Genomic DNA, 26,514 nt, shown 5'->3' with positions numbered 1-26,514 from the left:
CGGCAGCCCGCGCACTCAGAGCAGGAATTCGGTACTTCGGCGTTCAGTCAGCGGAGCTGACGGGTTGCCGGAGGATGGTGCGGAGCTTCTCGGGTGCACTCCTGCGGGGGTCGCTGAGGTAGATCTCGTGGTGCCTGCCGACCATCCGCAGCCCGTTTTCCGGAATGAACTCGTCGTGCATGCGCGCGAGCACGGCGGCCTCGTCGTCGAAGGGGCCCAGGTGTAGCGTCTGCACGCAACGGCCTTCGTGCAGCGATTCCAGCCGGACGTCGTCGAGCCGGGTCGGGCAGTTCTTCCGCCCCGCCTGCTCGACGGCGACGGAAACCATGTCCGGGCCGATCCAGTCCGGGACCATGAGCATCAGCGTCCAGTCCCACTTCGACTTGTCCCTCGCCACTGTGAAGGTGTCCATGTCCCGGGCCCACCACAGGCCCTCCAGGGGCGGCACCACGTAGTCGCGGCTGAGCTCGCGCTTGCTGGCGAACTTCAGTTTGTAGGCCACCGGGTAGATCGCCTCAATGCCCTCGCTGAAGAGAGCCGAGGTGTTCGGGTCGCCGTGGCCGTCGACCACGAGGTACTGGCGGTCGGGGACCTCCAAGATCCGGAACCGGCCGCGTTCGGCCTGGTAGGAGTCGAGGCTCTTCTTAAAGTCGGTCTTCTCGGTCATCGGCGGACCGTACTCCCCCGTTCAGTGCGCTGCTCGATCGTGTCACAGTGCCACTGCGAGCCGTGACGGCACTCCGCTCACATTTCTCGCCTTACCGTCCTTGACGCGGCCCCGGCCCCACGGCAGCCTCGGACCGACAGCCAGATTCGGGTGCGTGACGGTGGCCGCGCCGTCCACCCCGGGTACTTCCCCCGTGTCCCCTACCCCCACCTCCCCCATCTCCTCGCAGAGCACGTTGATCCCGACGGTGTGAGTGCTGCCCTGTGGTCCCGCGGCCGGTCCGATCGTGCCCGTCCGTCACCGCCCGACCGGCGGTGGCACCCCTTGTCGCGGATGCCGGGCCACCCGCCTGCTCCGCGCTGAGCGCAAAGGACCTGGATGGGATACGTGACATGGAGTCGGTCGCGGCGCGGTGCACGCACCGGGATCGTCGTCGGAGCGGCTCTCGCACTGCTGCTGCCGACCTCGGTGCCCGCGACGGCCGAACCCGGCGCGACCACTCTCGAACTCGACGAGGTCTCCGTGGTGGAGGTCTTCCTGAACGACCGCGAGCAACTCGACCAGCTCGTGGAGCTGGGCGGTGACATCGCTCAGGTGGACCCGGACGGAGAGCACGGGTTCGTCGCACAGGCCGTGATCGGACCCTTCGACCTGGACACCTACAACGACGCCGGGTTCACCTTCGGCGACGTCGTCTACACCGAGTCCGACGCCCAGGAGCGCGTCGAGGAGCGCGAAGCCGCCATCGAGGAGCTGCGAGCCGAGAACGAAGTCGGGACCTTCTCCGCAACCGACTCCGACGACCTGCAGATCCTGCGGGCGGACTACTTCGAGAGCCGCAGCGGTTCCTTCCTGTCCGTGGAGGTCGGCTCCAGCCTCGGGCAGGACGGGCGCTTCCAGCTGACCGTGGAGCGCGACGCCGGGCCCGGTACCGAGATCGGTGACGGCGGCACACAGACCCTAAACCCCTTCGTCGACGTCGGGGTGTACATGTACCACCGCGGCCAGGCACAGGTGCAGGAGCGGCCCGACCGGATCCGGGTCACCAGCCCGCACGGCGGTACCGCGGTCGCCGAGGTCGACGAGTGGCTGCCCGATCCTGACGGCCCCGGGGACCCGCTGCCCTACACGGACTTCCTCAACGCCTACATGACCCCGGGTGAGCTGTACGAGCGCATTCACCATATCGCCGACGAGTACCCGGACATCGCCGAGGTCATCGAGCTGCCCCACCTGACCAACGGTTACCGCCGCCACGCCCAGGCGATCCTCGGGGTGGAGGTGAACGGCCGCAACGCCGACCGCGGTGTGATCGTGGAGTCGCTCGCCTACGGGCACGAGGGCGGCAACGACGTCGTGGTGGACCTGCACGCCCCCTCCGCGCCCAGCTCCGACCTGTCGGTCGGCGTCGAGGGCGACGAGATCACCGTGTCCCTGGCCACCGACGGCAGTGGGGAGATCACCACGACCGCGGCCGAGGTCGTGGACGCGGTCAACGCCGGGGCCGGTGACCTGGTCCGGGCCTTCACCTTCCGGGGCAACGCCGGGGACGGAACGGTACGGGCCGAGCAGGTCCAGGCCAGTGACTTCCTCAACGCCCCCGACGAGGTCTCCCGTGAACCGGCGACGGTGTACGCACTGCGCATCGGCGCCACCCGGGACGGTTCCAAGACCGGTGTGCTGGGTTACGCACAGGAGCACGCCCGGGAGTGGCAGACCCCGCTGGTGACCATCGAGACCGCCGAGCGCCTGGTGCGCAACTACGGCATCCACGACACCACCACCGAGCTGGTGGACGAACTGGACATCTTCCTGATGCCCTCGTTCAACCCCGACGGCGCGAACTACTCGTTCTACGACGTTCCGATGCACCGCAAGAACATGACCAACTACTGCGACACCGACGGCGCACGCGACCAGTGGGCCGTGGAGCGGGGCGCGCAGTGGGGTGTGGACAACAACCGCAACTACGGCGCCTACACCCTGTGGGACGGCTACGCGGGCGCATCCTTCAGCTGCACCAGCACCACGTTCGCCGGGCCGGAGGAGCTGGGGCCGCTGTCGCAGCCGGAGAACCAGAACCTGGTGTGGCTGGTCGACACCCACGACAACATCGACTTCTCGATGAACATCCACTCCTCGGGCGACTACTTCATGTGGTCGCCGGGCGCCTACATCGCGCAGGGGCGCGTCCCCACGCCGCGGCCGTCGGCGATGGAGGAGGCCTACTTCTGGGAGTCCTCAGCGAGCATCCTGACCGCGATCAAGGAACACCGCGGCACCGTGGTGACCCCGGCGCGTACCGGCCCGATCATCGACGTCCTGTACTCGGCCGCAGGCAACTCCGGCGACCACCTCTGGTACGAGAACGGCATCTTCGCCTGGAACTTCGAGCTGGGCCAGGCGGGTTTCCAGCCTCCGTGGGACGAGGCCCACGCGCAGGGCATGGAGTACGCCAACGGGCTCTACACCATGCTGGAGGTGGCGCTGGAGTACCAGAACGACCGGTACCGCCCGCGCTCTTCGGTCTCGCCGCGCCCGGGTGAGCACTCCGGCCCGGTGGAGGTCACCTTCCAGACCAACGAACCCGCCGAGATCTACTACACCCTCGACGGCAGCCGACCGGACTTCGATTCGCCCAAGCTGGAGCTCACGGGCGTGCGCGGGGAGCTGGAGACCCTGCTGATCGAGGAGACCACCACCGTCCACTGGTTCGTGGTGGACATCGCCGGTAACACCGAGGGCGGCTACGACCCCGACGGCAACGCCCGCAACCACCGCAGGGGGACCTGGACGATCACTGACTGACCCGACCGCACCGGCCAAGATACGGCCCTGCCCGGGGATCCCAGGCCCCGGGCAGGGCCCTGCCGTGCCAGTGCGGAGCTCACCGACACCGAACACCGCCCCGGGCCCGGGGCCGGGGCCGTGACGCCCCGCGTCAGCTGCGCGCCGGGGCTTGGCCGGGGACCCGGCCCGGGCGGAAGGTGATCAGCGGACGGTTGGTCTGGTCATCGATCCGGACGGCGGCGTTGACCTCGTAGACATCGGCGATGAGCTCCGGTGTCAGGACCTCGTCGGGGGGACCGGCCGCGATGACACGACCGCTCTTGAGCACCATGAGCGTGTCGCAGAACATCGCCGCGAGGTTCAGGTCGTGGAGGGCTACGACGGTAGTGACCGGCAGCTCGGTGACGAGTTGGAGCAGATCGAGCTGGTAGCGGATGTCGAGGTGGTTCGTGGGCTCGTCGAGGAGCAGTTCCCGAGGCTGTTGGGCCAGCGCGCGGGCGATGTGAACGCGCTGCTTCTCGCCGCCGGAGAGCCGGTGCCACAGCTCCCCTGCCTTGTGGGTGAGCCCGGTTCGCTCCAGCGCGTCGGCCACGGCCTCGGAGTCCCGTTCCCGGTCGCCCCCGAAAGCGCCCCGGTGGGGGATACGGCCGAGGGCGACGATGTCCCGGACCATGATGTCCACGACCGTGTCGGCGTGCTGGGTGACGGTGGCGATGGCACGGGCCGCGTCCCGCCGTGCGAGTTCGGTGAGCGGGGTGCCGTCGAGTACGACGGCGCCGGAGGTGGGCCGCACCGCACCGCAGAGCAGCCTGATCAGAGAGGACTTGCCCGAGCCGTTGGGGCCCAGGAGCCCGATGGTCTCGCCCGGGCGCGGGCTCAGGGTGATGCCGTCGACAACGAGCTGGCCGCCGCGGCTCCACGTGACCTCTCGGGTCCGGAGTGTCACAGGGTCCTCCTTCGACGGAACATGATGCCGATGAAGACGGGCACACCGACCAGGGCGGTACCGACGCCGATGGGCAGCGGTGAGGGGGCGAAGGCCACCCTCGAGATCGCGTCGACCCACACCATGAAGACCGCTCCGGCCAGCGCGGTCACGGGCACCAGGCGGGCGTGGAGGGGGCCGGTCAGGAAGCGGGCCGCGTGCGGGAGCACGAGACCGACGAACCCGATGGCACCGGCCACGCTCACCATCGTCGCGGTGAGCAGCGCCGTGACGGTCATGAACGTGATGCGGGCCTGTCGCACGGACACGCCCAGGGAGGAGGCCACGTCGTCTCCGAACGCGAACGCATCCAGGACCGGAGCCCGCAGGAGGCAAAAGACCGTTCCGGCGAGGACGACGAGGCCGCACAGCACCACGTCGTTCCAGCGCACCCCCTCGAGGGAGCCGAGCAGCCAGAACATCACACCCCGGGCCTGATCCGAGTCGGCGAAGGCGAAGACGACGAAGGAGGTCAGCGCGGAGAACAGCTGTGTCACGGCGATCCCGGCCAGGATCACCTTGTCGTTGCCTCCGCCGGTCATGCCCACGAGCAGCAGGACGATGGTGAAGGCCGTGACCGAGCCGATGAACGCACCCCCGGAGACACCGAGCGCGGTGCCGCCGATCCCCAGGATCCCGATGACGACGGCGCCGGTCGAGGCCCCCGAGGAAATCCCCAGGACGTAGGGGTCGGCTAGCGGGTTGCGCAGCAGGGACTGCAGGATCACCCCGCACAGACCCAGTCCGGCGCCGCAGGCCGCGGCCACCAGGGACCGGGGCAGGCGGTCGTTCCACACGATCGCGTCCTTGGATACCCGGACCGGGACGTCGGTGATCCCGAGGTGGTTGAGCACGATGTCGCGCACGTTGACCAGGGACACGTCGGCGGGTCCCAGGGTGATCGCCACCCCGATCGACACGAGCAGCAGCGCCAGCGTTCCCGAGGTGACCCCCAGGAACCGCAGCCCTGAGCGGTCCGGAAGTGTCGGGAGGAAGCCGGACGCCGGCCGGGAGGGGCTGAGCGTCACCGGGTCTCCTCAAGGGAACGCAGTCCTTCGGCGAGGCCCTCCAGCCCGTCGATGATCCTGATCGACGGGTTCATCTCGGCTCCGTGCAGGGAGACGAACCGCTCCTCCCGGACCGCGGCGAGATCCTTCGTGACCGGATCGGTCCGCAGGAAGTCGATCTTCTCCTGCAGCTGGTCACCGGGTGCCCGCTCGCGGCTCAGGTCACCCAGGACGATGACGTCGGGGTCCCGGTCGACGAAGACCTCCCAGGTGGTGGCCGGCCAGTCGTCGTCGAGGTCGGCGAACGCGTTCGAGGCGCCGACCTCGGCGGCCAGTACGTTCCCCGACCCCATCCCTCCGGCGACGTAGGGCGTCTTCAGGTCCGAGAACCAGAACACCATGCTCGAGTCCGAGGCGTCGATGTCGTCCAGCGCGGTCTGGCGCCGGGTCTCCAACTCGTCGACCAGTTCCTCGCCCCGGCTCGGCACGTCGAAGATCCGGGCGAGTTCGCGGATCTCCTGGTAGAGGGGGTCGAGCGTCAGCGGGTTGGTGCGGGTGCCGCCGCCGTTGATGCTCATCTCACCGTCGCAGTCCGTCGGCGACAGGTACGTCTGGATCTCCGCCTCGGCGAACCGGCTGCGCTCGGCCACTCCGCCCTGGGCGAAGTGGCGTCCGAACGACGCCGTCACGAAGTCGGGGTCGGTGTCCAGGGTCACCTCGTATGTCGGCGCTTCGTCCGCCAGTCGGGGCACCTCGCCGTTGGCCTGGGCCAGGTTCTCGCGCACGGGGTCGGTCCACGACGCCGTCCCCACCATGCGCTCCTCCAGCCCGAGGGAGAGCAGGATCTCCGTCGACCCCTGGTCGAGGGAGACGACCCGCTGCGGAGCGGCGTCGAACGTGACTTCCTGACCGCAGTTCTCCACGGCCAGGGGATATTTCGTTGCGTTCTCACCGGCGACGGCGGTGTGTTCGGGCACGGGTTCGGAGGCCCCGCAACCAGCCGAGGCCAGCAGCAAACCGACAACACCAAAAGTAGCGAATCGTGTTCGCACCGTAGTTTCCACTGGCCCCGCCCTTTGATCTGGCCCGCCGATCCGGCAAGCCGCTTCTCGCAACGCGGGTTACGTTAGCCTAACCTTCCTAAGTTCATTGTTCGCCATCTGCACCAATCGCCGTGAATGTGACGAACGTCCCGAAGAGGAAGGATCGAACAGAAAAAGAAAGGGTTATTTCCAGTCAAACTCGGGCGCTTACCGCGCGCGGGTGATCTGTTCGACTCGGGCGTGGACGCGTTCCACGTGGTGCTCCGACTCCGGTTTCATCAGGACACCGCGGAGGACACGGGCTCCGTCGGCGTCCGCGACGGTCTTCGGGTGGCGTGCGACGAAGGCCTCGCGATCGGCCGCGCCGGCCTCCGCCGTGATGGGTGCGCGGTTGCGCTCGTGCTCACTGTGCCCTGGCCGAATGTCGTCAGGACGGACCACTCCGGCCACGCCCTCCATATCGACCGAGACGAGCACACGCACCCCCATCACACCTTCCAGGCTCGTACGTACCGGAGCTGGCGCAGGAGACCGGCGCCCCGGCCCAGCGGGCGGAGTTGAACCACCCAAGCACCGCTGAGCAGCGGCGATCTACAATCAGGGAACGGTCGATGGTGCGTCCGTCGGCGATGACCTCGTGGTGGTGGTTGGCGATGGGTGAGCTCGCACAGGTGGTGGAGCACGCCCGTCATGCTGCTCGCGACCTGCGGTGGAGCGAGGCGTACCGGCTCCTCCAGGGCATCGATCCGACCGAACTGTCACCTGACGACTTCGTGCTGTTCGCCGACGCGGCCTGGTGGTGCTGTCGAGTACCGGAGGAGATCGGGCTGCGGCAGCGGGCGTTTCGCGGGTTCGTCAGCTCGGGCCGCCCCTGCGAGGCCGCGTACACGGCGTGGATGCTGTCGGTGCGCTACGGCCTGCACGGCGAGCCGGTGGCGTCATCGGGGTGGTTGCGCCGCGCGCAGCGCCAACTGGAGCACCACCCCGACTGCGTCGAGTTCGGCTACCTGGCGTGCAGCGAGGCGGAGGCCGCGCTGGGCGCCGGGGAGGTCGATCGGGCCGAGGCCCATGCCAGGCGGGCCCTGGTGGCCGGTGAGCGCTTCGGCGCACCCAACCTGGTGGCGCTCGCACTTTCCTGGCAAGGGCTGTGCCATCTGATGCGCGGCGAAGTCGACGACGGTCTGCGGTTGTTGGACGAGGCGATGGCGTCAGTCGTGTCCGGGGAGTTGGACGCGCACTTCACCGGTTGGATCTCGTGTTTCGCGGTGGGCATGTGTATGGGCGTCGCTGACCTGCGCCGCGCCGCGAGCTGGGCGCAGACAGCGTGGAACTGGGCGTCGTCCCTGCCCGAAGCCACGCCCTACCAGGGCCTGTGCCGGGTGCGGCAGGTGGAGGTGATGTGCCTGCGCGGCGAGCTGGCGGAGGCCGCGACCGAAGCGCGGCGTGCCTGCGAGGAGATGCTGCTCTTCGAACCCCACCTGGCGGGCGAGGCGTTCTACGTGACGGGAGAGATCCTGCGCCGCCGTGGTGAGACCTCCGCGGCCGAGCAGGCGTTCGCCCAGGCCCGTGAGCTCGGCCACGACCCACAGCCGGGCCTGGCCATGATCCGGCTCGCGCAGGGGCGCACCGATGCGGCGATGACCGCGCTGCGCGCCGCGCTCGCCGATTCTGGCGGGTTGCCGTTCCGCAGGGCGTCCCTCCTGGCAGCGCAGGTGCAGGTGGCGCTCGACGCCGATCGGACCGATCTCGCGGGTGCCGCCTGTGACGACTTGGACACCGTCGCCGAGGCCGCGTCGAGCGAAGCCGTCTCGGCGCTGGCGGGTGTTACGCGAGCCCGGTTGCGGTTGGCCAGAGGGCACGCCGAGTCCGCGCTGGCCCTGCTCCGTCCCGCGATGGCCACATGGCGGGCGCTCGGGCTGGAATGCGAACTGGCCGAGGCACGACTGCTCACCGGGGTGGCCCTGCGGACTCTCGGTGACGAGGAGGGTTCCGCACTCGAAATCGACGCCGCCCGACGGATGTTCACGCGCCTGGGCGCGCACACCGATCGGCTGACTCCGCGAACAACAGTTGACGGCGCCCGCCCAGGGGACCTGTCCGACCGGGAGTGCGAGGTGTTGCGACTGGTGGCCGCCGGGTACACCAACCGCCGGATCGCCGCCGAGCTCGTCCTCAGCGAGCACACGGTGGCGCGTCACCTCAGCAACATCTACCCCAAGCTCGGGGTGTCATCCCGCACCGCGGCGACCGCCTTCGCGTTCGAGCACGGCCTCGTCCGAAGGGAAGGGCCCGATGGTCCGTTCTGACCATCCGCGCCGCATCGGAAATGGTCAGCTCCGGCGATGCCGGGACCGGTCCGCCACGCGTACCGTCCTGGGATACAGGACCCCGGCACGAGGAGGCGAGCCACATGAACGACCTCGACACCGACCGGTTGCGGGCGTTCCTCCAGCGATACGCAGCCGACCAGGCAGCCACCATGCACGCGGCCACGGTCGTCATCGGCGACCAGCTCGGCCTGTACCGGGCACTGGCCGACGGTGGCCGGCAGACCGCCGACGAACTGGCGGCGGCCACCGACTGCCATCCCCGGCTGGTACGCGAATGGCTCAACGCACAGGCCGCCAGCGCCTACTGCGAACACGACCCGGCTGACGACACCTACCGGCTCACCCCGGAACAGGCCGCCTGCCTGGCCGACCCGGCCAGCCCCGCGTTCGTCGCGGGCGGTGCGATGGTCGCCAGCTCGACCCACAAGGACACCGAACGCGTCCAGAAGGCGTTCACGACCGACGGCGGTATCGGGTGGGACGAGCACCACCCCCATCTGTTCACCGGCACCGAGCGCTTCTTCGGACCGGTCTACCGCGCCAACCTCGTCGACCACTGGATCCCGGCGCTCTCCGGAGTACACGACAAGCTGGTCGCGGGGGCCAGGGTCGCCGATGTCGGCTGCGGACACGGCGCTTCGCTGATGCTTCTCGCCCGGGCCTACCCCGCCTCGACGTTCACCGGGTTCGACTACCACGCACCGTCGATCGACACCGCCCGCGCGCAGGCGTCACAGGCCGGGCTCTCCGACCGGGTGGCGTTCGAGGTCGCCGGTGCCGAAGACTTCACCGGGGAGGGCTTCGACCTGGTCTGTGTGTTCAACGCACTGCACGAGTGGGGTGACCCCGTCACCGCCGCCGGCCACATCCTCGACGCGCTCGCACCCGACGGGACCTGGATGTTCACCGAGCCGCGCACCGACGACCACCCCGTCGAGAGCGTCCGCGGCAGGACGTTCTACTCGGTGTCGACCTTCGTCTGTACTCCCAGCGCGCTCTCCCAGGGCAGCAGCAACGCCCTCGGGGCACAAGCCGGGTTCACCGCGCTCCGACACATCACCGAGGAGGCCGGGTTCACCCGGTTCCGCCAGGCCACCGAAACCCCTAACTTCATGGTCCTCGAGGCCCGACCATAACGCCAATGGTCGACACGGGAACGGGTGATGACGACTACCGTCCACTGGTTCGTGGTGGACATCGCCGTCAACACCGAGGTCGGTTACGAACCCCGACGGCAGCGACCGCAACCACCGCGGGGGCACCTGGACGGTCACGGTCTGGTCAGTGCCTCGCGTCCCGAGAGGCGACGGAGGGCCCACCCCGTGCTGCGGAGGTGCTCCGGCGGGACAGGGCCGCCCCACCGCTGTGCGCCGGAGGTGACGGCGTCGGCCCGGTGCTCATTCTTCGAGGGCGTCCAACAGTTTCCGCAGAACGGTGTCGAACGTGCGCACCTCATCCTCGGTGAGCAGTGCGAGGAGGCGGTTCTCATTCGCGGCGTGGTCGGCGACGGCGGCGTCGACCAGTGCGAGCCCCTCCGGGGTGAGGCCGATGCGGAGGCTTCGGCGGTCCTGCGGAGCGGCGCGCCTGGTGACCAGGCCGCGCGCCTCGAGACGGTCGACGCGCTTGGTCATTCCCGCCCGGGTGATGAGGAGGGTCTCCGCGAGCAGGGAGGGCGAGAGCTCGTGCGGCGCTCCCGTGCGGCGCAGGCTGGCCAGGACGTCGAACTCCCCGCGGTCCAGACCATGGGCGGCGAAGACCGCTTCCACGTGACGGCTGCCAGCGATGTGGAGGCGGGCGAATCGCGCCAGTGTGGCCATCGCGGAGAAGTCGAGGTCTGGTCGCTCCCGCTCCCAGTGGGACACGGCGACGTCGGCGAAGTCGGGGCGGGGGTCGGTTCTGTCGGCCATACGGCGAGTGTACTGCAACCAGTATATAGTGAACTGGTTAACTATATGGAGAAGGTGCCCTATGAAACCCATCGCCGTGCACTCCTGCGCCACCGTGCGAGCCCCCGCCGGATTCGTGTGGGACTTCCTGCGCGTATACGACAACGATCTGGCCTGGCGGTCCGGATTGCAGAAGATGGCCCAGAGCCCGTCGGGCGCGGTACGGAACGGCGCCCGGGTAGAAGAGACCCTCCGCGTGCTGGGTAGGACCGTGGAGAGCTTGGTCGAAGTCCGCGACGTACACGAGGGGCACTCGTTCTCGTGGCGGGTCGTCGAGGGCTCGAACGCCGAGGGCAGCCGCTCGGTGACCCCAACCGACACGAACGCGTGCCGGGTGGACCTTGTCAAGCGGGTGACCCTGAGCGGGGGCGACCGCCTGCTGCGCCCTGTGATCAGTGCCGTGATCAGACGCACCGAACACGGGGACGTGCAACGGGTCAAGCGCCTGCTGGAACAGGCGTGGAAGGACCGCTGAGCGGTCCGGCCAGGAAGGGGCGAGTCTCCGGCGGGGCGGGGTGCTGGCCCCTTTCCCACCCGACCGCACGGTTCTGCGACGGCTCAGGGCGGGTGCACATGCGGGCCAGGAAGAAGGCCGCCAAGCAGATCCGGGGCGGGGAGGCCGAGGAGCTGAGCTCCAAACCCGGAACGGTGCGTAAGAGGCTGCGCGAACGAGGTATGTAGAAATCAGGTCTTCATCTCCTTCTCCAACACCCGCATGATTGCCGCGCCCGAGCACGAGAAGATCCCGCCGTCGGACCCGACCTCCTGCCGACACGAACTCTGACCGCCTGGCGAGGGCCGCGTCTGCTCGCTGGCCTCGCCTCTAGCGGTTCTCTCAGGCTTCTCCGGGAGCGGTTGACCGGCTGCGTGTCAACGGCTGCCTTGCCTCTACTCGGTTTGGTGTCCGCAGCGGCGCACCAGGTCGCGGATGAGGTCGAGGACGGCGGGGTCGTAGGACTCGTCGACATGGTTGACGTTCCACAGCCCCGAGGCTCGCACCTTGGGGCTGACCGCGTGGTACCCGAGCCATGTCCGGCTCGGGGCTTTGAGCGTGCCCGAGGCTCCAGAGAGCAGGGCGATGCAGTTGCGTTCGACGAAGCCCCGGTCACTGTTCCCGTCGGCGCCCGTGGGCACCGGCAGCCAGAGGAACGGCATGCGGCCGACGTATTCGCTGACCCGCCGCTCGGCCTCGGCTTCGTGGCTCGTCCACGCAGGACTCCGGGACGGGGCCAGCCACGCCTCCAAGAGGCCGTCATGGCTGTCGTCGCGGCCGATGAGCGCTGCACCGACATGGCGGCGAAAGATCGACGCCCGGTGGTTTCCGCCGCCAGAGCGGTTACCCCGGTGCTGGGCGAGCCGCTTCCAGAGGGTGGTCCGGCTGGTGGAGGTCAGGGCATGCGTTCCAACTCGGACGACTCGGTGCTTGCCCGAGGGAAGCCGCTCACCCTCCTCGAGGAAGAAGTAGACGCCGTGGCTCGGCCAACCATCGCGGCCGGTGCAATCGCGCAGCAGGCGCGGGCCACCAACCACGCGGGCGAGGTCGTCCAGCAGCGCGTAGAACTCGTCGATGTGGCGTTGTCGCGTGGTACTCACGTCAGCGGCTCCCATGCCAGTCCGGCTGGCTGGCCGCCGGGATTCTGTCGCCAGGACGCGGAGAAGGCCTGGCCCAGTGCCCGCGGCACGCGCGCCTGCGCTCCGCCCTGAACTCCCTCGATGGTGGCCAGCACCACCTGTGCACCCGACACGCGCCAGTCGACACGACGGAACAGCCTCGCGTAATCGCTCGAGGTTGCGAGAAATCCGACGACGGACCGCGCACCGACACGGCAGGCCTCCGCGACGAGGGTTCGTTCGAGTAGTCCCGGCGACCAGTCCGCCAGCTGCAAGCGGCGGTTGTAGTACGCGATGGGCTCATCGGCCCGTACGAGGCCGTATCCACCACTGATGATCAGCACCCGGCCGCTGGCGACCGCCTCGGCTAACGCGGGCTCGGCATGCTTGTAGAAGTGGCCGGTATAGCGCTGCCACGCGGGGAGAAAGCGGCCGTCGTCCGCTCCAGCCTGGGCGAGCACACGGGCTCGGGCCTCGATCAGTTCCCGAGGCCAACCGGCATCACCGCCGTACTCCGCGAGATGGCGCCCTCCTGGGGCCTTGGCCGATGAACAGGCGATGACCAGCAAAGCACTACGGGGATCTAACGGGGGCAGCTCTGTGCTGGATCGATTTGCCGCAGACGGACTCGATCGCACGGAACCCCGCCCCTGAGGAACATCGGGTTCCCCTTTCCTTCGGAAGGTCACCGAATGCCCTGGGCTCACGGACTCCAGCTCGTATCCCGCACGCCGCCACGCCCGCGTATGTGAGCGATCACCGTGCCACCACTGCGGATAGTGGTTGACGGCCGAGGCGGGAAGGCCGCCGACGACCTCGTCCAGCTCGTCCCATGCCACGGTCACCACGTCCCGCGTACTGCCGCGTAGGAACTCGGTGAGCCAGGCATACGTCGCTCGTTGTGCCATGAGTCGCGCTCCTGGTCCGACTGCCGGGTCATGACAATCGTGGATGGAGATCGCCCCCAGGCAGAGCGATTCAGCGCGAACTACACAGAACGGTTACCGGAGTTGGTCGCCACCGCCATCGAGGCCGACGGCTGGCGATGGCCAGCATCGTGAAACGACGAAAGCGCCCTCGCGAGCGCTCCGAAGTGAGGAGTGGACCCTGGGCAAGCCAACTACAACCCTGGGTACCAGGCGGACTCTCTGGAGGAACTCCTCCGCAAGCTGCCCGACGCCTCGACCCCAGCGGCTTCACCGACACCACGAGCCAGGAGGAAGACCGCCAAGCATATCCGGGGCGAGGAGGCAGAGAAGCTGGTCGCCGCCTACCGGGACGGCGCGACAATCTACGACCTGGCCGAGCGCTTCGGGGTTACCCGCCAGACGGTGAGCAACATCCTCAAGCGCCACGGTGTGCAGACCCGGTGGAACCGCCTCACCGATGAGCAGGTGGACGAGGCGGCGCGGCTACACGAACAGGGATGGCCACTGGCGGAGATCGCGCGGAAGCTTGGGACCCACTCGACCACAGTGCGAAATCACCTACTCTGCTGAGTTTTTCTTCAGTTCTGTCAGGTTGAAGGGTGGATCTTCAGCCCGGTGTGGGCCAGGAAGGACCACTGGAACTGCTCACGCGCTGTCTCGACACAGCGCTCGGGAACAACACCAGGATCCTTTACCACGTCCATACTGAAGACGGAGGCGCCCAGGTCAACACGACCCAAGGGCACTTCGCAAGTCCAGGAACGAAGAGGTGCCCACGTGACGGCAATCGGGAAGCGCGACATCGACGGCAACGAGTTGTGGTGGCTCAGTGAGGGACACGGGGCGCACCCACGAGAGCCGCAGGACGGCGAGGCCGTGGCTGCGTCTCTAGCTGGGCGCTTCCGGTTCGTTGAAGAGTCGGAAACGAAGGCCGGACTTCGAAGGCCGCAACTCGGGGCGCTGCATGCAATCTTGGCCTACCGCTCCACAGAGGAACGCGAACCCATCACGGTGGTGATGCCGACCGGTACAGGTAAGACGGAAACAATGCTCGCGGCTTACTGCCACTCGCCAGCTCTGACACTGACGGTGGTGCCATCCGATGCACTCCGAACCCAGATCGCGGAGAAGTTCGTAACGCTCGGAGTACTACCGCTCGTCAACGCCGTAGACGGCGATTTCCTTTGCCCTCCCGTCCTCGTGCTAAAAAGTGGCCTCCAAACGGTCGACCAGGTTCAGCACCTTCTCGCGCGCTCGAGCGTCGTCGTGGCCACGGCCCAAGCTCTGAACGCGTGCTCGACTGAGGCACGCTCCTACCTCGCTGAGTCCTGTCGGCGCTTGTTTGTCGATGAGGCGCACCACCTGGGCGCCCGAACCTGGCGCGAAGTAGTCGATCTGTTCACTGAGAAGGAAGTTGTTCAGTTCACTGCCACTCCGTACCGCGAGGACGGTCGGCACCTCGGCGGCCGCATCGCATACGCCTACCCGCTCCGGCTGGCACAGGTTCACGGCTATTTCGCTCGAATCAACTACCACTCCGTGATCGACCTCGCCGACCCTGACCATGCCGTAGCTTCCGCGGCGATCGAGCAGCTCCGCGCGGACAGGGACTCTGGACTCGATCATCTCCTCATGGCGCGGGTGCGTTCCGTGGAACGGGCCAAGGAGATCATCAAGGTGTACGAGGAGCTCGGCTCCGACTTCGCTCCTGTCCGCATCGACACGGGAATGGCGGAGTCGACTCGGCGCAAGCACCGAGACAAACTCTTCAGCCGCGAGAGTCGCATCGTCGTGTGCGTCAACATGCTCGGAGAAGGCTTCGATCTGCCGTCGCTCAAGATCGCAGCCATCCACGATCCACAAAAGAGTCTTGCCGTCACCTTGCAGTTCGTTGGACGCTTCACTCGAGCTGGTAGCGACTCACTCGGAGACGCCTCCGCGTTTGTCCCACTACAAGTCGCAGGAGTCGACGATCGGCTACGCAAGCTCTACGGCGAAGATGCCGATTGGAACGAGGTCATTCGCGACCTTACTGAGCACGGGGTTAGCGACGAGAAAGATCGCACTGAATTCGAGTTGGCCTTCGGGTCGCTTCCTCACGAAGTCGCGATGCGCAGCATTCGCCCAAAGATGAGCACGGTCACCTACCAATCCACACAGCCGCTCACCTGGAACCCGGAGAGCATCTACGACCTGTTCGAGGACAGGCTGCTGACCACTCAGCTCGGCATCAACAACAGGGACAAGGTCGTGTGGTGGGTCTCACGAGAGGCGATACCCGTCAGGTGGGGAGACTTCGCTAGCTTTAACGAACTCGTCCACCACCTTCACATCGTTTATGTCGACGATACTGCTGGATTCCTCTACATCAACAGCACAAATAACGAATCGATGCATGAGACCATCGCGAAAGCTGTAGGCGGCAACGATGTCGCGCTGATCGAGGGAGAGACAGTCTACCGGATACTCTCCAAGGTCAAGCGCAGGATACCGACCAACGTCGGTCTCCTCGACTCTGTCAGCCGCAATCGCCGTTTCTCTCTGCACGTCGGCCAGGACGTACTTCATGCATGGCGTGGAGAGGGCGGTACGAAGATGAAGACGAACATCTTCGCTCATGGTTTCTCAGAGAGTCGCGCAGTGAGCTTTGGTGCATCACGCAAGGGGCGTGTCTGGAGTCATGAACAAGCTCGTGACATTCACGACTGGGTCCGTTGGGCGAACCAGGTCGGACCGACCATTACGGATACTTCCATCTCGCTTGAGTCCGTCATGTCGGGCTTCCTGCTTCCCGAGCCCGCGCGGCAGCGGCCTCCATACGTTCCCTTGTCAATCGAGTGGCCGCATCAGCTCACCGCAACGCTCAGCGATCGACGGAAGGTGAATTACAACGAACAAGCATTCTCGCTGCTCGATACTGAATTCTCCCTCACCAATCACACTCCTGACCAGCCCTTGCGGTTCGAGCTCAGGACACCATCTTGGGAACTCGAGTTTGAATTCAAGTTCCACGAAGATGAGCCGCCGACGATCCGCCCCGTGGGCAACGATGGGGAGATCATTACCGCTTCCGGGGCGGGTAGCCTTGCCGCATTTCTTACCGCCCACGGGCTGCTGGTGACGTTCGAGGACGAGGTGGTCATGGTGGAGCAGGGATTCCTGTTGAAACCAGATCGAGAACGGCGCCTCTTCCCCATCGAGGACATCGAGACGATCAACTGGTCCGGCATCAACTTGAAGCGGGAGTCCCAGGGGATCGAGCGTGACCCGGCAACGATCCAACATCGCGCCATCCAAGCTCTGTCAGCCGAAGAGGAGTGGGAGGTCGTGCTCGACGACGACGGCCCTGGTGAGCTGGCCGACATTGTACTCCTGAGGCGAACAGATGATGCGCTGGAGGTCTTGCTCGCTCACTGCAAGTACTCGACGGACGATAGGCCGGGTGCACGGATCAAGGACCTCTACGACGTGTGCGGTCAATCGATGAAGATGAACCGGGCGAAGTCGATGCCGGAGTTGCTCACGAAACGACTCCTCCGGCGCGAGCAAGAGCGTCAAGCTGACGGAAGAAGTGGCCTCATCACCGGAGACATTAGAAGCCTGGCAACCATCGTTAGTGAGGCACGCTACCGTGCTCTTCACGTCACCGTTGCGATCGTGCAGCCTGGTATGTCGAAGTCTGGTGCGAGCGAGGACATGAGGGCTCTCCTTGGAGCAACTGATCGCTTCCTTGCGGAAACACACAGGGTGAAGTTGCGTGTCATCGCGAGCCCATGATGTCGATAGCTCTTGGCCGGACCGAGCCCTGCCTGCAAAATCAGGCCGTGATCGACGCCCGGTAATTTCTTCCACTGGAGCGGTTGCCCCGGTACTGCGCGAACCGCTTCCATAGGAGGGATTCGGCGTGACGGTTACCCTAACCAGTCGGTACCGCCCTCGTGACCGACTGCCGACGGTGGCAGCATATGGAACACGAAAGCGCCCCCGCGTGTGCTTCCAGGTGCGGAGTACTGTAAGTGTTGACAGGAAGGCCACTTAGTCTCACCTGATCGAGCGGTACAGCGCCATACTCGAACAACAGCCATCGACATCTCTCGAACCGACACGGCGCTACAAACACCTCATACATCTAGACATCAGGCTCAGATCCCGGACTGCGATATAATTGAGCTACCCATGTTTGACAATCGCCAGACGGCCACCCTCATAATACTCGCCCTCTCCACAGCCCTATTAATCATCTACTCTCTGACAACAAAAGGAGACGTGCATAAGTCGTTCGCGAGCACCATCAAGAAAATCCTAGACTTCAAGCTCCTCCCAATATTCGCCCTATACGGCATCTGGATAATTGCGATCCACTGGCTCGCTTGGAAGATAGGACTCTGGGAAACAAGCCTTGTAGGCCAGTCTTTGTTCTGGTCGGGTGCAGCGATCTCTCTGCTGTTTTCATCTACGGACGCCAGCAAGAAAGCCAAGTTTTTTCGCGACAAGGTTGTAGACACCATAAAGCTTGGTGTGCTCTTTGAATTCTTCATCAACATCAAACCGCTCAGCCTTTGGCTTGAACTGATCTTGCAACCGATCATCGCCCTGCTCGTCCTTAGGCAGGTCTCCACGGAACGAACCGGCGAGCGCACCTTCGCCCATGTGTTTCTGGGCCTCATCGGGCTAGGTTTGACCGTCTACACGATCCATTGGGCTGCAACGAGTTGGGATCAGATCGACAAGGTCCTTGAGTTCCAGAAACTTCTCATGCCGGTCTGGCTGACCATGGGCGCACTGCCATTTATCTACGCGATCGCTGTCATTGGTGGATACCAGACCATTTTTGGACTTATGAAGAAACGGAGCAAAGGGAAGATCGCACCGGCACCGCTGCGAGCCAAGCTTGGAGTGATGTACGCACTCCGAGGCAACCTGCGACAGATACACACATTTCAAGGGCGCGCCGCATACCATGGAGGTCGAGTAAAGAAGTTCCGCGACGGCGTTGAAGCCGTTCGGAATCTCCTAGACGAACAAAATGAGCGAACAAAGCGAGAGCAAGAAAACCACGATCGCCTCAAAGAATATGCTGGCGTGGAAGGCGTGGACGAAAACGGCCAAAGACTCGATAGGCGTGAATTTGCAGAAACGAAGAATTTTCTCATCAAATTGTCTTCTTGTCAGATGGGATGGTACAGAAACCGCGGAGGCCGCTACCGCCCCGAACTCCTGAACATGTTAACTGAAGGAACAATCTTCGACCGGCACAACCTCCCAAAGAATCATGGGGTCATCATGGAAGTTCACCCCGATGGACAGGCATGGTATGCCTATCGGCGGACAATCACAGGGTGGGTACTCGGCATAGGAGCGAAAGACAAGCCATCAGACGAGTGGTTCTATGAAGGATCGGATCCGCCCACAACATTCCCTGAGCCAGGGAATGGATGGGGTAAACATGCCCACGACAGGACGGCAAACTGGGGATAAATGGTCATAAGCCAGCCATGAGCTGGACCACTACCAACCCACTTCATCGAATACCATATCTATATATTCACGAGAGCGAGAATTAGATGACAACACCAGGGGCGACAAGCACAGTAACCAAGGTACTCTGGAATGAGGTATCTGATTCACAGTTCGAGGAGCTTCTCTATAGCCTTCTCGAAGCTATGGGAGCAAACAGACTAGTCTGGCGATCTGGCACCAACTCTGGCATCAATGCAGCCGATGGAGGCAGAGACCTTGAAGCTACATTCAATCAACCAACTCCAGACGGAGAGCTCGAACAGCAAAAATGGTGGATTGAGTGCAAGAGGCGCTCATCAACCCTCGAAAAGAGCGCCGTACAGAACGCAGTAAACGATGCGCTGGCGAGTGACATAGATGTTCTTGTCGTCGCAACAAGCAGTCGATTCAGCAATCCAACGAGAGATTGGGTTGATTCACGTGTTCGCGATCGACAAGGTTTCAAAGTAAGACTCTGGGATCGAGACAAGATCGAATCCTTGGTTCGCAAATATCCAGAGATCGCCGCAAGAATATTGCCTACAAACCTACCAGATAGCGACCGATTGCGGCTGCTCACGAAGCGATTTTCGGAACTCGGTGAGGAACCCACAGTTCGCGATGCCGACTACTTTTGGAGCAAGCGCGATTGGCTGAAAGAGCAGGATGACACTCTCTTCTTTGAGGCGATCGGAACCTTTCTCTACTTTGAGGGAATTCCACTTCCCAGAAAACGCCCTTGGTGGAGCCTAATCGACGAGGGGAACGCCGCCCAGGCAACACAATACGCTCTTGTCGTCATGCCGTGCATACTGCCAAATGAGAAAGCACCTCGGCCAACTGAAAACATGAGGGCTGTCGCAGCTGTCTCCCGTATACTCCTTGGTGCCCTCCGGGTCTTGCCCCCTGAAGCCGCAGTCCCCCTAGTATGCTCACCCTGGAATTTTATTAAAAGCGATGCTGTAGATCTAGAAGTAATTCGGGAGCACAGTCAAAACATCCTTCCGGCCATCCTTGCATTTATGAGATCTGAACTAGTCGACCCCTGCTCGACCGACTGCCTACGCGTAACAGGAGACCCAGTCCACGAGCCATATAGCCTAACACCAGAAGATTTCTGGCCATTAATTCACAAGGGAGAACTTAGATCTAATTCAGATGCAATCATAATCGAATTCACAGAAAGCCCTTGCACGATAGGATTTAATATGGGAAACGGGTGTCCCCTCGTAGTCTCAAACGAGGTAAATCAGGAGAATCTTGTTGCACAGGTCAGCATGACACTCAAGTTTCGATCAAAACACCCAGACCAAACCGTCAAAAAAGATAAACTCAAGCATCTACTTGCCCAGAAGAGTGGATCGACTGCAACCATGGTTTACAACCATGGCATGGAATATAAGAAAATCGACACAAGTAGAGATGATTCTTCTTGAAGAACGCTCGCCCTCCTTTGAGAGCGAGCGCCATACCTTATCCAGCGTAAAGAACTACACAGCCTCGCCCTTCACATCCCCCAAGAACGCCCCCCACTCCAGCACCGGAAACACCAGGTGACTGAGCTGTCGGTTCTGACTATCCCGCACCAGCGCCGTTCGGGGAGTCTCCGCTACTTCCACGCAGTGGCCACCATCCGCGTTGCTGTAGCTCGAGGTGTGCCACTGAATGTTGTCCATTGATCTCGCCTCGCACATTCTTCAAGTACTCCGTTGTCTGCCCCGGGGAGAGGGCAACGCCCTGCAAACTGCCGAACTTGAGGGACAGCCGCTCGACAGCTTCCGGCTCAGTGATGAGGTTGCCGGAGATCACACCCTCGATGTAGGCCACCTCTTGCCTGTCGGGCAACGAGAGGATGGTGAAGGGGCCGTCCATGCCAGGGTGTTCGTCGAAGCGGACAGTACCAGGGATGACCTGGAGCTGTACTCGCCCGGATCCGGTGAGCTCGAGTAGCCGGTCGACCTGGGCATGCAGGATGTCAGGGGTATGAACCAGGCAGCTCAGCACCGACTCGGTGATGATCGTCCAGATGACCGGCCGATCGCTTTCCGTGAGTAGCTCTTGGTGCCGCATGCGCTGTTCGACCAAGCGGTCAATACGGTCTTCGGTCTCCATCGGGTTGCTGGAGCGGCAGAAAGCGCGGACGTACTCCTCAGCCTGGAGCGGCCCTGGTACGAGCATGGGGTGGTAGTCCCGCATCATCAGGGCGTGGGGCAGGGCCTCCATGAAGCTCCCGGCGTACTCCGGGTAGGCCGCTTGCTGTACGTCCTTCCACAGGCCCATCAGGTGGCCACCGGACTCGAGTGCCTCGTCGGCTTTCCTGGCGAAGCGCTGCGTCGGCGTGCGCTCCGCTCTCTCGATGTGCCCAACCAGCGCACCCGACACATTGATCGCCTTGGCCAACTGGCTTTGTGACATACCGGCCAAATTGCGCAAGCGAGCCAATTCTCGCCCGAAGCGCCGTATAGCGGGGTTTTCCGCCGGGGGTTTTCGTGCCATGACTGGCAGTTAACTACACAGCCACAACCAAAGACAACCCCGCTTTACCCCTTGTGGCCAATCGCCGTGTAGTCATACCCCTTTCACCTGGGGCGATGGAAAGGTCGGGGTGTGGCAAGCCCACTACAAAGCCCCTACTTTCCTCCTTAGAGGTGATTAATGAACCGGCCAAAAGGTCCAATCGCCCTTCGCCGCCTCAGCAACCTCCTGTGCCAGCAGGGCATCCACCCGATAACCGACCGCGAAGGCACCACCCTGGTGTTTCTGCACATCGGCTGTGTGAGCGTCTCGGCCACGAACGAGCACTACGTGGTGGAGCACCTCGACAACGACGCCAACCAGCTCCGCGTCATCCACTGCCCCCTCAGCAACATCCGCGAAGCCGTCCGACTGGTGCTCGCCTACCGCCACCGGCCTCACGCACACGACGAGGCTGACGCTCGCCCCTGCCTGCACCTGGTGAAGGGGCGGCGCCCGTGATCACCGACGAGGCCGGACCACTGGCCTACGGCTATGTGCGCGTCACCGGCCCAGCCGACCGCGAGAGGCTGATGCGCTTTCGCAGCCAGATGAGCGCCTACGCCCAAGAGCGGGGCTTCACCCTCGGGGACGTCTTCGTGGATCTGTCCACCTCGCGCGAATCCGGCTTCGGACGCCTGGTGGCACGGCTCAAGCAAGGCGACGCGACCGAGGTGCTGGTGCCCGCCCTGGAGCACTTCACCCGCTTCCCGAGCCTGCAAGCAGGTGTGGTGACGCAGATCGAAGCGCTCGGCGTCACGGTGTGGGAGGTGGGGCGCTGATGCTCGCCTCCTTGACCTTAGTGGCGTTGCCAAACGCGCCGTCCTTCGCCCGCGAGTTCACCCGCCACGCGCTCGCGCACCTGCCGTTCCGCGACGTGGTGGACAGCGCCGAACTCCTGGCTTCCGAGCTGGTGACCAATCCCGTCGAGGCCGAGGGCCTCACCATGACGACCCCGGTGTCGGCCATCTCCCGGCGCCACTTCATCCGCCTCACACTTCGCGTCCAGGGCGGCAAGCTCTACCTCGACGTCTGGGACGCCGGAGACGGCACCCCCACAAGACAGCCCGTCAATGAGGCCGCCGAGAACGGCCGCGGGCTGCTCCTGGTGGAGATGCTCAGCCAACGATGGGGCGTCACCCCTTCACCCCGTGACGGCAAGACCGTGTGGTGCGTACTCGCCCGCAACTCCGTAAGGCCGACGCAGGATCGACCAGGAGAGGCGCCCCCTCCCAGACCTTCCATGACGTACCGGCCACGACCAGTGCCGACCAGCACGCTCCGCACCGTGTTTCGCCCGCCCGCGCCTCTCGGCTCGGAAGACATGTGGCGGCTACTTGTAGGGCTGACGCGGCTGTGATCGACCGGCTCCCGCCCTCCAGGGCGCCGACACGGAACGAACGGGACAAAAGTTGATGGACTTGCCCCGGAACGGCGACAGCGCTCCCTCCGGTGGCGGAGAGAGCGCCGTGTGGATCTCTGTGGACGCGCTTCTCGACTCCCCTGACCTGGTCAAGGGTTCCAGCAAGCCGTCCAGGGTGGGCGCGAAGGGACTCGAACCCCTGGCCTATTGCTTGTAAGGCAATTGCTCTAACCAACTGAGCTACGCGCCCCGTTTGTGCGTCGCGAGTGATCATACCGCTTTGTGGTGGTACTCGCGCCTGATTTATCCAGCCAGGCGGCGTGCCTGGTCGATGTACTCCTTGACGTCCCTGGGCTGACCGGCCGGGGTGTGGACGGTCCAGCGGACGGTGCCTTCGGCGTCGATGAGGAAACTGCCCCGGCGGGCGACGCCGCGCTGGTCGTCGAAGACCCCGTAGGCCCGGGCGGTGGCGCCGTGGGGCCAGAAGTCGGACAGCAGCGCGAAGGGAAAGCCCTCCCGGTCGGACCAGGTGCGCAGGGCGAAGGTTGAGTCGACGGACACCGCCAGGACCGTGACGCCCAGGGCCTTGAGTTCGGCGTGGTGCTCGCGCAGGTCGGCGAGTTCGCCGGAGCACACGCCGGAGAAGGCCAGCGGGTAGAAGACCACGAGCACGGGGCCGCCCCGCAGGGAGCTCAGGACGATGTCCTGGCCGTACTGGTCCTGGAGTGTGATCTCGGGCGCACGGCTGCCCACGGTGGCGGTGTCGGTCATGCTCACGTTCGTGTTCGTCGGCTGCACAGGCCGGAGTCGGCGCCCGCCGGTCAGCGGGCGCCCTTCAGCGCCGCGCGCCCTTTCTGGCTGGGGCGCGCGGCACCGGACGTCTCACCCGGTGAGGGTGCTGTCCGTCACCGCTTGGGAACGACCAGGCGGGTGCCCGACCAGTCCGCGCCGATGCTCACCGCGCTGGTCTGGGAAAGGCCCGATGTGTTGGCCGCCTCGGCGACGTCGTTCGGGGACACGTGCAGATCACGGCCGGCCTTCGGGGTCAGGACCAGGATGGTCCCCCCGTCGGCGATGGTCGTCACCGTGTCCATCAGAGCGTCGGTGAGGTCGCCTTCTTCGTCGGACCGCCACCACAGCAGTGCCGCGTCGACGTCGCCGTCGTACTCCTCGTCGACCAGCGCCTCGCCCGTGAGTTCGGCGATAGATGCGCGCAGCCCCTCGTCGACGTCGTCGTCGAAGCCGAATTCCTGCACCACCTGACCCGGCTTGAATCCGAGTCGGTCAGCCAAGCCGCGTTCGCTTTGTGCCTGGCCCGCGGTCGCGCTCACGAAAGTTCTCCTCCACAGATGGTTTTTCTCAATCTTGCCTGCACGAAGCAGTTGTCACAACGATGCCGGGCTTTTTCGTCGCCCGTCACGTGGGTCCGTAACCATCGCTGATGGCCTAGTTCACACGCTAGTGGCATCTCCCGTCAACGCGCGGCCGAACCCGGCACGCGTCGAATCCGCGTCATCCGGACCCTAGGAAGGACAACCGCACCTGTCGGTCCGGGTTGTCCACGTTCAGGTCCACGACCGCGATGGACTGCCATGTCCCCAGTTCGAGTCTGCCGGACAGAACGGGCACCGTGGTCTGTGGCGCGACGAACGCCGGCATGACGTGCGAACGCCCGTGCCCCTGGGACCCGTGTTTGTGGCGCCACCGGTCGTCGGCCGGTAGCAGGTCGTCGAGGGAGGCGAGGAGGTCGTCGTCGGACCCCGCTCCCAGCTCGATGATGGCCACACCCGCGGTCGCGTGCGGGACGAAGACGTTGAGTAGGCCGTCGCCGCCGCTCTGGGCGACGAAGTCGCCGCACTGCGCGGTGATGTCGGTGATGCTCTCCGATCCGCCGGTGTGCAGCTCAAGGATCTGTGTCCGCATAGCGACACCTTCGCGCAGCCGGGCCCGCGGTGCAACCATCCCCGGTCAGCTTAGGGATGGTCGGGGGCGCCGTGGAGCGACCATACTCGTCGTCGGTGTATGTGAAACTGGTGGAAAGAAGGGAAAAGGGTGACTGTCTCGTTACGTCTGGGGCCGGTGCTCCGACATGTGGGACCCACTACGGCGACGGTGTGGGTGGAGACTGACGCGCCCTGTGACGTCCGGGTCCGTGTGAACGGCGTGGCGGTCGCGGCCGCCCAGACCTTCACCGTCCACGGACACCACTACGCCGTGTGCGAAATCGAGGGTCTGGCCCCCGGTTCGGTCCTTCCCTACGAGGTTTTTCTCGCTGAGGACCGGGTCTGGCCCGAACCCGACAGCCCGCTGCCGCCGAGCGTCCTGCGCACTCTGGCCCCGGATGCGCCCGCGCGCCTGCTGTACGGCTCCTGCCACACCCCCACCGGCGACACACCCGAGGGCCTGGTGCGCTACGGTCCCGACATGCTCCGTGCCACCGCGCGCCGGCTGGCCCGGGAGGGTCTGGGTGCCGTGGACGGCGAGGCACGGGAGAACTTGGCGCTGTTGCTGATCGGCGACCAGGTCTACGCCGACGAGCTCCAAGAGCCCATGCGCGCCTTCCTCCGGCAAGCACGGCTGAAGCAGGTGCGCGGCGAGGATCCCGGTGACGACGCGCCCGAGGACGAGGTCGTGCGCTACGACGAGTACGCCGAGCTCTACCGGCAAGCCTGGTCCGACCCCCAGGTGCGGTGGCTGCTGTCGACCGTCCCCACTCTGATGGTCTTCGACGACCACGACATCCGCGACGACTGGAACACCTCGGCCGCCTGGCGGCGCTCCATGGACGGCCACCCGTGGTGGCGGACCCGGGTGACCAGTGGGCTCGGCGCGTACTGGGTGTACCAGCACGTGGGAAACCTCTCCCCCGACGCGCGCGACAAGGACCCGCTGTGGGCCGTGGTGCGCGACCACCGGGAGCGCGGTACCGATGCCGGGGACACCCTGGACTCCTTCGCCTGGCGGGCGCACGACGAGCCCGCCTCCTACCGGTGGAGCCACCGCCACGACATCGGCGGTGTGCGCGTCCTGGTGGCCGACACCCGCTGCGGGCGGGCCCTGGGCGAGGGAGACCCCCACGACGGCTCCAGGTCCATCCTGGGGCCCGAGGGGCACGACTGGCTCGACCAGCACCTCACCGGCGGCCCCGAGCACCTCGTGGTGGCCTCCACGGTCCCGATCCTGCTGCCGCCCTCCGTGCACCACCTGGAGGCCTGGAACGAGGCGGTCTGCGGCGGCGCCTGGGGGTCGGCGGCGCGCGGCCCCGCGGAGAAGCTGCGCCAGGCCCTGGACCTGGAGCACTGGGGCGCCTTCCAGTACTCCTTCCACCGGCTCGCCGACGCCGTGCTGGAAGTGGCCCGCGGCGGGCGCGGCCCGGCCCCCGCCACCATCCTCCTGCTCAGCGGGGACGTCCACTTCTCCTACCTGGCGCGCGCACGCGCACGCACGAGCCAGACGACCTCCCGGGTGGCCCAGCTGGTCTCCTCCGCGCTGTGCAACCAGCTCCCGCCGAACTTCCGGCGCGCGGCCGCGCTGTCCGCGAGCTGGCCCTTCCACCTGGCCGGGAAGATCATGACCCGACTGGCCGGGGTGCGCCGCAGCCCGCTGTCCTGGCTGCTGGCCGAGCGCCCCTACTTCGGCAACACCATCGGTGAGGTGGCCTTCAACGGCCACGAGGCCGAGGCACGCTGGTACCACTGCCCCCAGGGCGGTGGCGAAGCGCTCCCCGAGATCCGGCGGCGTGTCCGGGTCTGATTCGCACGGGGCGGACTTGGGCCCCTCCTAAAGATGATCTTGCTACCAGGAGCAAGTTCGGCGCCGAACTTGCTCCT

At 65.2% G+C, this 26,514-nt stretch carries 25 protein-coding genes, 1 tRNA gene and 1 pseudogene; 12 read left to right on the top strand and 15 right to left on the bottom strand.

Annotation, left to right across the window (positions count from 1 at the left end):
• Positions 1–43 precede the first annotated feature (43 nt).
• The gene (locus tag D457_RS0112100; protein ID WP_017580929.1) at positions 44–667 is read right to left on the bottom strand and encodes a GyrI-like domain-containing protein; all 624 of its coding nucleotides are present in this window, start codon (positions 665–667) and stop codon (positions 44–46) included.
• 378 nt (positions 668–1,045) lie between these two features.
• Here D457_RS0112100 and D457_RS37480 point away from each other — a divergent pair, with 378 nt between their 5' ends.
• Entirely contained in the window at positions 1,046–3,475 is a 2,430-nt protein-coding gene (locus D457_RS37480) for a M14 family metallopeptidase (protein WP_017580928.1), read from the top strand.
• Between the two features lie 133 nt (positions 3,476–3,608).
• On the opposite strand, the gene D457_RS0112090 is transcribed toward D457_RS37480, so the two are convergent.
• The 4 genes from D457_RS0112090 to D457_RS0112075 form a co-directional block, all read right to left on the bottom strand.
• On the bottom strand, positions 3,609–4,403 hold the full coding sequence (locus D457_RS0112090; protein ID WP_017580927.1) for an ABC transporter ATP-binding protein: 795 nt from the start codon (positions 4,401–4,403) through the stop codon (positions 3,609–3,611).
• Complete coding sequence (locus tag D457_RS0112085) at positions 4,400–5,470, bottom strand: FecCD family ABC transporter permease (RefSeq protein ID WP_017580926.1); 1,071 nt, start codon at positions 5,468–5,470, stop codon at positions 4,400–4,402. The genes D457_RS0112090 and D457_RS0112085 overlap by 4 nt, the downstream gene beginning before the upstream one ends.
• Positions 5,467–6,426, bottom strand: a complete 960-nt coding sequence (locus D457_RS0112080) for an ABC transporter substrate-binding protein (protein WP_239646079.1) — start codon at positions 6,424–6,426, stop codon at positions 5,467–5,469. Before D457_RS0112080 ends, D457_RS0112085 begins: the two co-directional genes overlap by 4 nt.
• Positions 6,427–6,699: 273 nt before the next feature.
• Positions 6,700–6,975, bottom strand: coding sequence for a M55 family metallopeptidase (locus tag D457_RS0112075; RefSeq protein ID WP_193374494.1), 276 nt, complete (start codon positions 6,973–6,975; stop codon positions 6,700–6,702).
• Positions 6,976–7,103: 128 nt separating this feature from the next.
• Here D457_RS0112075 and D457_RS0112070 point away from each other — a divergent pair, with 128 nt between their 5' ends.
• Together D457_RS0112070 and D457_RS0112065 are read left to right on the top strand one after the other, a co-directional pair.
• Positions 7,104–8,798, top strand: a complete 1,695-nt coding sequence (locus D457_RS0112070; RefSeq protein WP_017580923.1) for a helix-turn-helix transcriptional regulator — start codon at positions 7,104–7,106, stop codon at positions 8,796–8,798.
• Between the two features lie 104 nt (positions 8,799–8,902).
• Positions 8,903–9,958, top strand: a complete 1,056-nt coding sequence (locus D457_RS0112065) for a class I SAM-dependent methyltransferase (protein ID WP_017580922.1) — start codon at positions 8,903–8,905, stop codon at positions 9,956–9,958.
• Positions 9,959–10,219: 261 nt separating this feature from the next.
• Here D457_RS0112065 and D457_RS0112060 read toward each other — a convergent pair whose 3' ends face one another.
• Entirely contained in the window at positions 10,220–10,729 is a 510-nt protein-coding gene (locus D457_RS0112060) for a MarR family winged helix-turn-helix transcriptional regulator (protein ID WP_017580921.1), read from the bottom strand.
• A 61-nt stretch (positions 10,730–10,790) separates the two neighbouring features.
• Between D457_RS0112060 and D457_RS0112055 the strand changes: the two genes are divergently transcribed.
• Positions 10,791–11,243, top strand: a complete 453-nt coding sequence (locus tag D457_RS0112055; protein WP_017580920.1) for an SRPBCC family protein — start codon at positions 10,791–10,793, stop codon at positions 11,241–11,243.
• A 413-nt stretch (positions 11,244–11,656) separates the two neighbouring features.
• On the opposite strand, the gene D457_RS32410 is transcribed toward D457_RS0112055, so the two are convergent.
• The 3 genes and pseudogenes from D457_RS32410 to D457_RS37880 form a co-directional block, all read right to left on the bottom strand.
• Positions 11,657–12,361 (bottom strand): hypothetical protein, encoded by a 705-nt coding sequence (locus D457_RS32410; RefSeq protein ID WP_017580919.1) that lies wholly within the window; start codon positions 12,359–12,361, stop codon positions 11,657–11,659.
• Positions 12,358–12,948 (bottom strand): hypothetical protein, encoded by a 591-nt coding sequence (locus tag D457_RS0112045; RefSeq protein ID WP_204367450.1) that lies wholly within the window; start codon positions 12,946–12,948, stop codon positions 12,358–12,360. The genes D457_RS32410 and D457_RS0112045 overlap by 4 nt, the downstream gene beginning before the upstream one ends.
• 111 nt (positions 12,949–13,059) lie before the next feature.
• Positions 13,060–13,287: pseudogene (locus tag D457_RS37880) on the bottom strand (DUF7662 domain-containing protein); the annotation flags it as partial.
• A gap of 192 nt (positions 13,288–13,479) precedes the next feature.
• On the opposite strand from D457_RS37880, the gene D457_RS32405 reads away from it, so the two are divergent.
• The 4 genes from D457_RS32405 to D457_RS34710 all read left to right on the top strand — a co-directional run bounded on the left by D457_RS32405 (position 13,480) and on the right by D457_RS34710 (position 20,243).
• Positions 13,480–13,878 carry a helix-turn-helix domain-containing protein gene (locus D457_RS32405; protein WP_017580917.1) on the top strand — a complete coding sequence of 133 codons (399 nt, stop codon included), beginning with the start codon at positions 13,480–13,482 and terminating at the stop codon, positions 13,876–13,878.
• Between the two features lie 207 nt (positions 13,879–14,085).
• Positions 14,086–17,085, top strand: coding sequence for a DEAD/DEAH box helicase (locus D457_RS0112035; protein WP_017580916.1), 3,000 nt, complete (start codon positions 14,086–14,088; stop codon positions 17,083–17,085).
• A 399-nt stretch (positions 17,086–17,484) separates the two neighbouring features.
• On the top strand, positions 17,485–18,786 hold the full coding sequence (locus D457_RS35720) for a hypothetical protein (protein WP_152514224.1): 1,302 nt from the start codon (positions 17,485–17,487) through the stop codon (positions 18,784–18,786).
• Between the two features lie 86 nt (positions 18,787–18,872).
• Positions 18,873–20,243 carry a restriction endonuclease gene (locus D457_RS34710; protein ID WP_083926747.1) on the top strand — a complete coding sequence of 457 codons (1,371 nt, stop codon included), beginning with the start codon at positions 18,873–18,875 and terminating at the stop codon, positions 20,241–20,243.
• A 54-nt stretch (positions 20,244–20,297) separates the two neighbouring features.
• On the opposite strand, the gene D457_RS37000 is transcribed toward D457_RS34710, so the two are convergent.
• Positions 20,298–20,426 (bottom strand): DUF397 domain-containing protein, encoded by a 129-nt coding sequence (locus tag D457_RS37000; RefSeq protein WP_239646078.1) that lies wholly within the window; start codon positions 20,424–20,426, stop codon positions 20,298–20,300.
• Positions 20,383–21,303 (bottom strand): helix-turn-helix domain-containing protein, encoded by a 921-nt coding sequence (locus D457_RS0112025; protein ID WP_083926741.1) that lies wholly within the window; start codon positions 21,301–21,303, stop codon positions 20,383–20,385. The genes D457_RS37000 and D457_RS0112025 overlap by 44 nt, the downstream gene beginning before the upstream one ends.
• A gap of 159 nt (positions 21,304–21,462) precedes the next feature.
• Between D457_RS0112025 and D457_RS0112020 the strand changes: the two genes are divergently transcribed.
• The 3 genes from D457_RS0112020 to D457_RS34080 are packed head-to-tail and all read left to right on the top strand — an operon-like array spanning position 21,463 to position 22,681.
• On the top strand, positions 21,463–21,783 hold the full coding sequence (locus tag D457_RS0112020; RefSeq protein ID WP_017580913.1) for a hypothetical protein: 321 nt from the start codon (positions 21,463–21,465) through the stop codon (positions 21,781–21,783).
• Positions 21,780–22,103, top strand: a complete 324-nt coding sequence (locus D457_RS32400) for a recombinase family protein (protein ID WP_017580912.1) — start codon at positions 21,780–21,782, stop codon at positions 22,101–22,103. The genes D457_RS0112020 and D457_RS32400 overlap by 4 nt, the downstream gene beginning before the upstream one ends.
• A 26-nt stretch (positions 22,104–22,129) precedes the next feature.
• On the top strand, positions 22,130–22,681 hold the full coding sequence (locus tag D457_RS34080) for an ATP-binding protein (protein ID WP_160167400.1): 552 nt from the start codon (positions 22,130–22,132) through the stop codon (positions 22,679–22,681).
• A gap of 179 nt (positions 22,682–22,860) precedes the next feature.
• Here D457_RS34080 and D457_RS0112005 read toward each other — a convergent pair.
• From D457_RS0112005 to D457_RS0111990, 4 genes are all read right to left on the bottom strand, one after another.
• A tRNA-Val gene (locus D457_RS0112005) sits at positions 22,861–22,934 on the bottom strand.
• A gap of 53 nt (positions 22,935–22,987) precedes the next feature.
• Entirely contained in the window at positions 22,988–23,455 is a 468-nt protein-coding gene (locus D457_RS0112000; RefSeq protein WP_017580910.1) for a peroxiredoxin, read from the bottom strand.
• Positions 23,456–23,589: 134 nt separating this feature from the next.
• Positions 23,590–24,015 (bottom strand): DUF3052 domain-containing protein, encoded by a 426-nt coding sequence (locus D457_RS0111995; protein ID WP_017580909.1) that lies wholly within the window; start codon positions 24,013–24,015, stop codon positions 23,590–23,592.
• Positions 24,016–24,196: 181 nt separating this feature from the next.
• Positions 24,197–24,607 carry a secondary thiamine-phosphate synthase enzyme YjbQ gene (locus D457_RS0111990; protein WP_017580908.1) on the bottom strand — a complete coding sequence of 137 codons (411 nt, stop codon included), beginning with the start codon at positions 24,605–24,607 and terminating at the stop codon, positions 24,197–24,199.
• A gap of 129 nt (positions 24,608–24,736) precedes the next feature.
• Between D457_RS0111990 and D457_RS0111985 the strand changes: the two genes are divergently transcribed.
• On the top strand, positions 24,737–26,437 hold the full coding sequence (locus D457_RS0111985) for an alkaline phosphatase D family protein (protein WP_026116565.1): 1,701 nt from the start codon (positions 24,737–24,739) through the stop codon (positions 26,435–26,437).
• Positions 26,438–26,514: the final 77 nt, after the last annotated feature.

It is taken from the genome of Nocardiopsis valliformis DSM 45023, from assembly GCF_000340985.1.
Lineage (GTDB): Bacteria > Actinomycetota > Actinomycetes > Streptosporangiales > Streptosporangiaceae > Nocardiopsis > Nocardiopsis exhalans.
Note: the sequence above shows the minus strand (reverse complement) of the source record. Positions and strands in the feature narration are given on the sequence as shown.

Coding starts and splice junctions, on each gene's coding strand:
- D457_RS35720 (WP_152514224.1), top strand. CDS start 17,485: ATGTTTGACAATCGCCAGACGGCCACCCTCATAATACTCGCCCTCTCC.
- D457_RS0112070 (WP_017580923.1), top strand. CDS start 7,104: ATGGTGCGTCCGTCGGCGATGACCTCGTGGTGGTGGTTGGCGATGGGT.
- D457_RS0112020 (WP_017580913.1), top strand. CDS start 21,463: ATGAACCGGCCAAAAGGTCCAATCGCCCTTCGCCGCCTCAGCAACCTC.
- D457_RS0112060 (WP_017580921.1), bottom strand. CDS start 10,729: ATGGCCGACAGAACCGACCCCCGCCCCGACTTCGCCGACGTCGCCGTG.
- D457_RS0112000 (WP_017580910.1), bottom strand. CDS start 23,455: ATGACCGACACCGCCACCGTGGGCAGCCGTGCGCCCGAGATCACACTC.
- D457_RS37480 (WP_017580928.1), top strand. CDS start 1,046: ATGGGATACGTGACATGGAGTCGGTCGCGGCGCGGTGCACGCACCGGG.
- D457_RS0112055 (WP_017580920.1), top strand. CDS start 10,791: ATGAAACCCATCGCCGTGCACTCCTGCGCCACCGTGCGAGCCCCCGCC.
- D457_RS0112065 (WP_017580922.1), top strand. CDS start 8,903: ATGAACGACCTCGACACCGACCGGTTGCGGGCGTTCCTCCAGCGATAC.
- D457_RS0112100 (WP_017580929.1), bottom strand. CDS start 667: ATGACCGAGAAGACCGACTTTAAGAAGAGCCTCGACTCCTACCAGGCC.
- D457_RS0111990 (WP_017580908.1), bottom strand. CDS start 24,607: ATGCGGACACAGATCCTTGAGCTGCACACCGGCGGATCGGAGAGCATC.
- D457_RS34710 (WP_083926747.1), top strand. CDS start 18,873: ATGACAACACCAGGGGCGACAAGCACAGTAACCAAGGTACTCTGGAAT.
- D457_RS0112025 (WP_083926741.1), bottom strand. CDS start 21,303: ATGGCACGAAAACCCCCGGCGGAAAACCCCGCTATACGGCGCTTCGGG.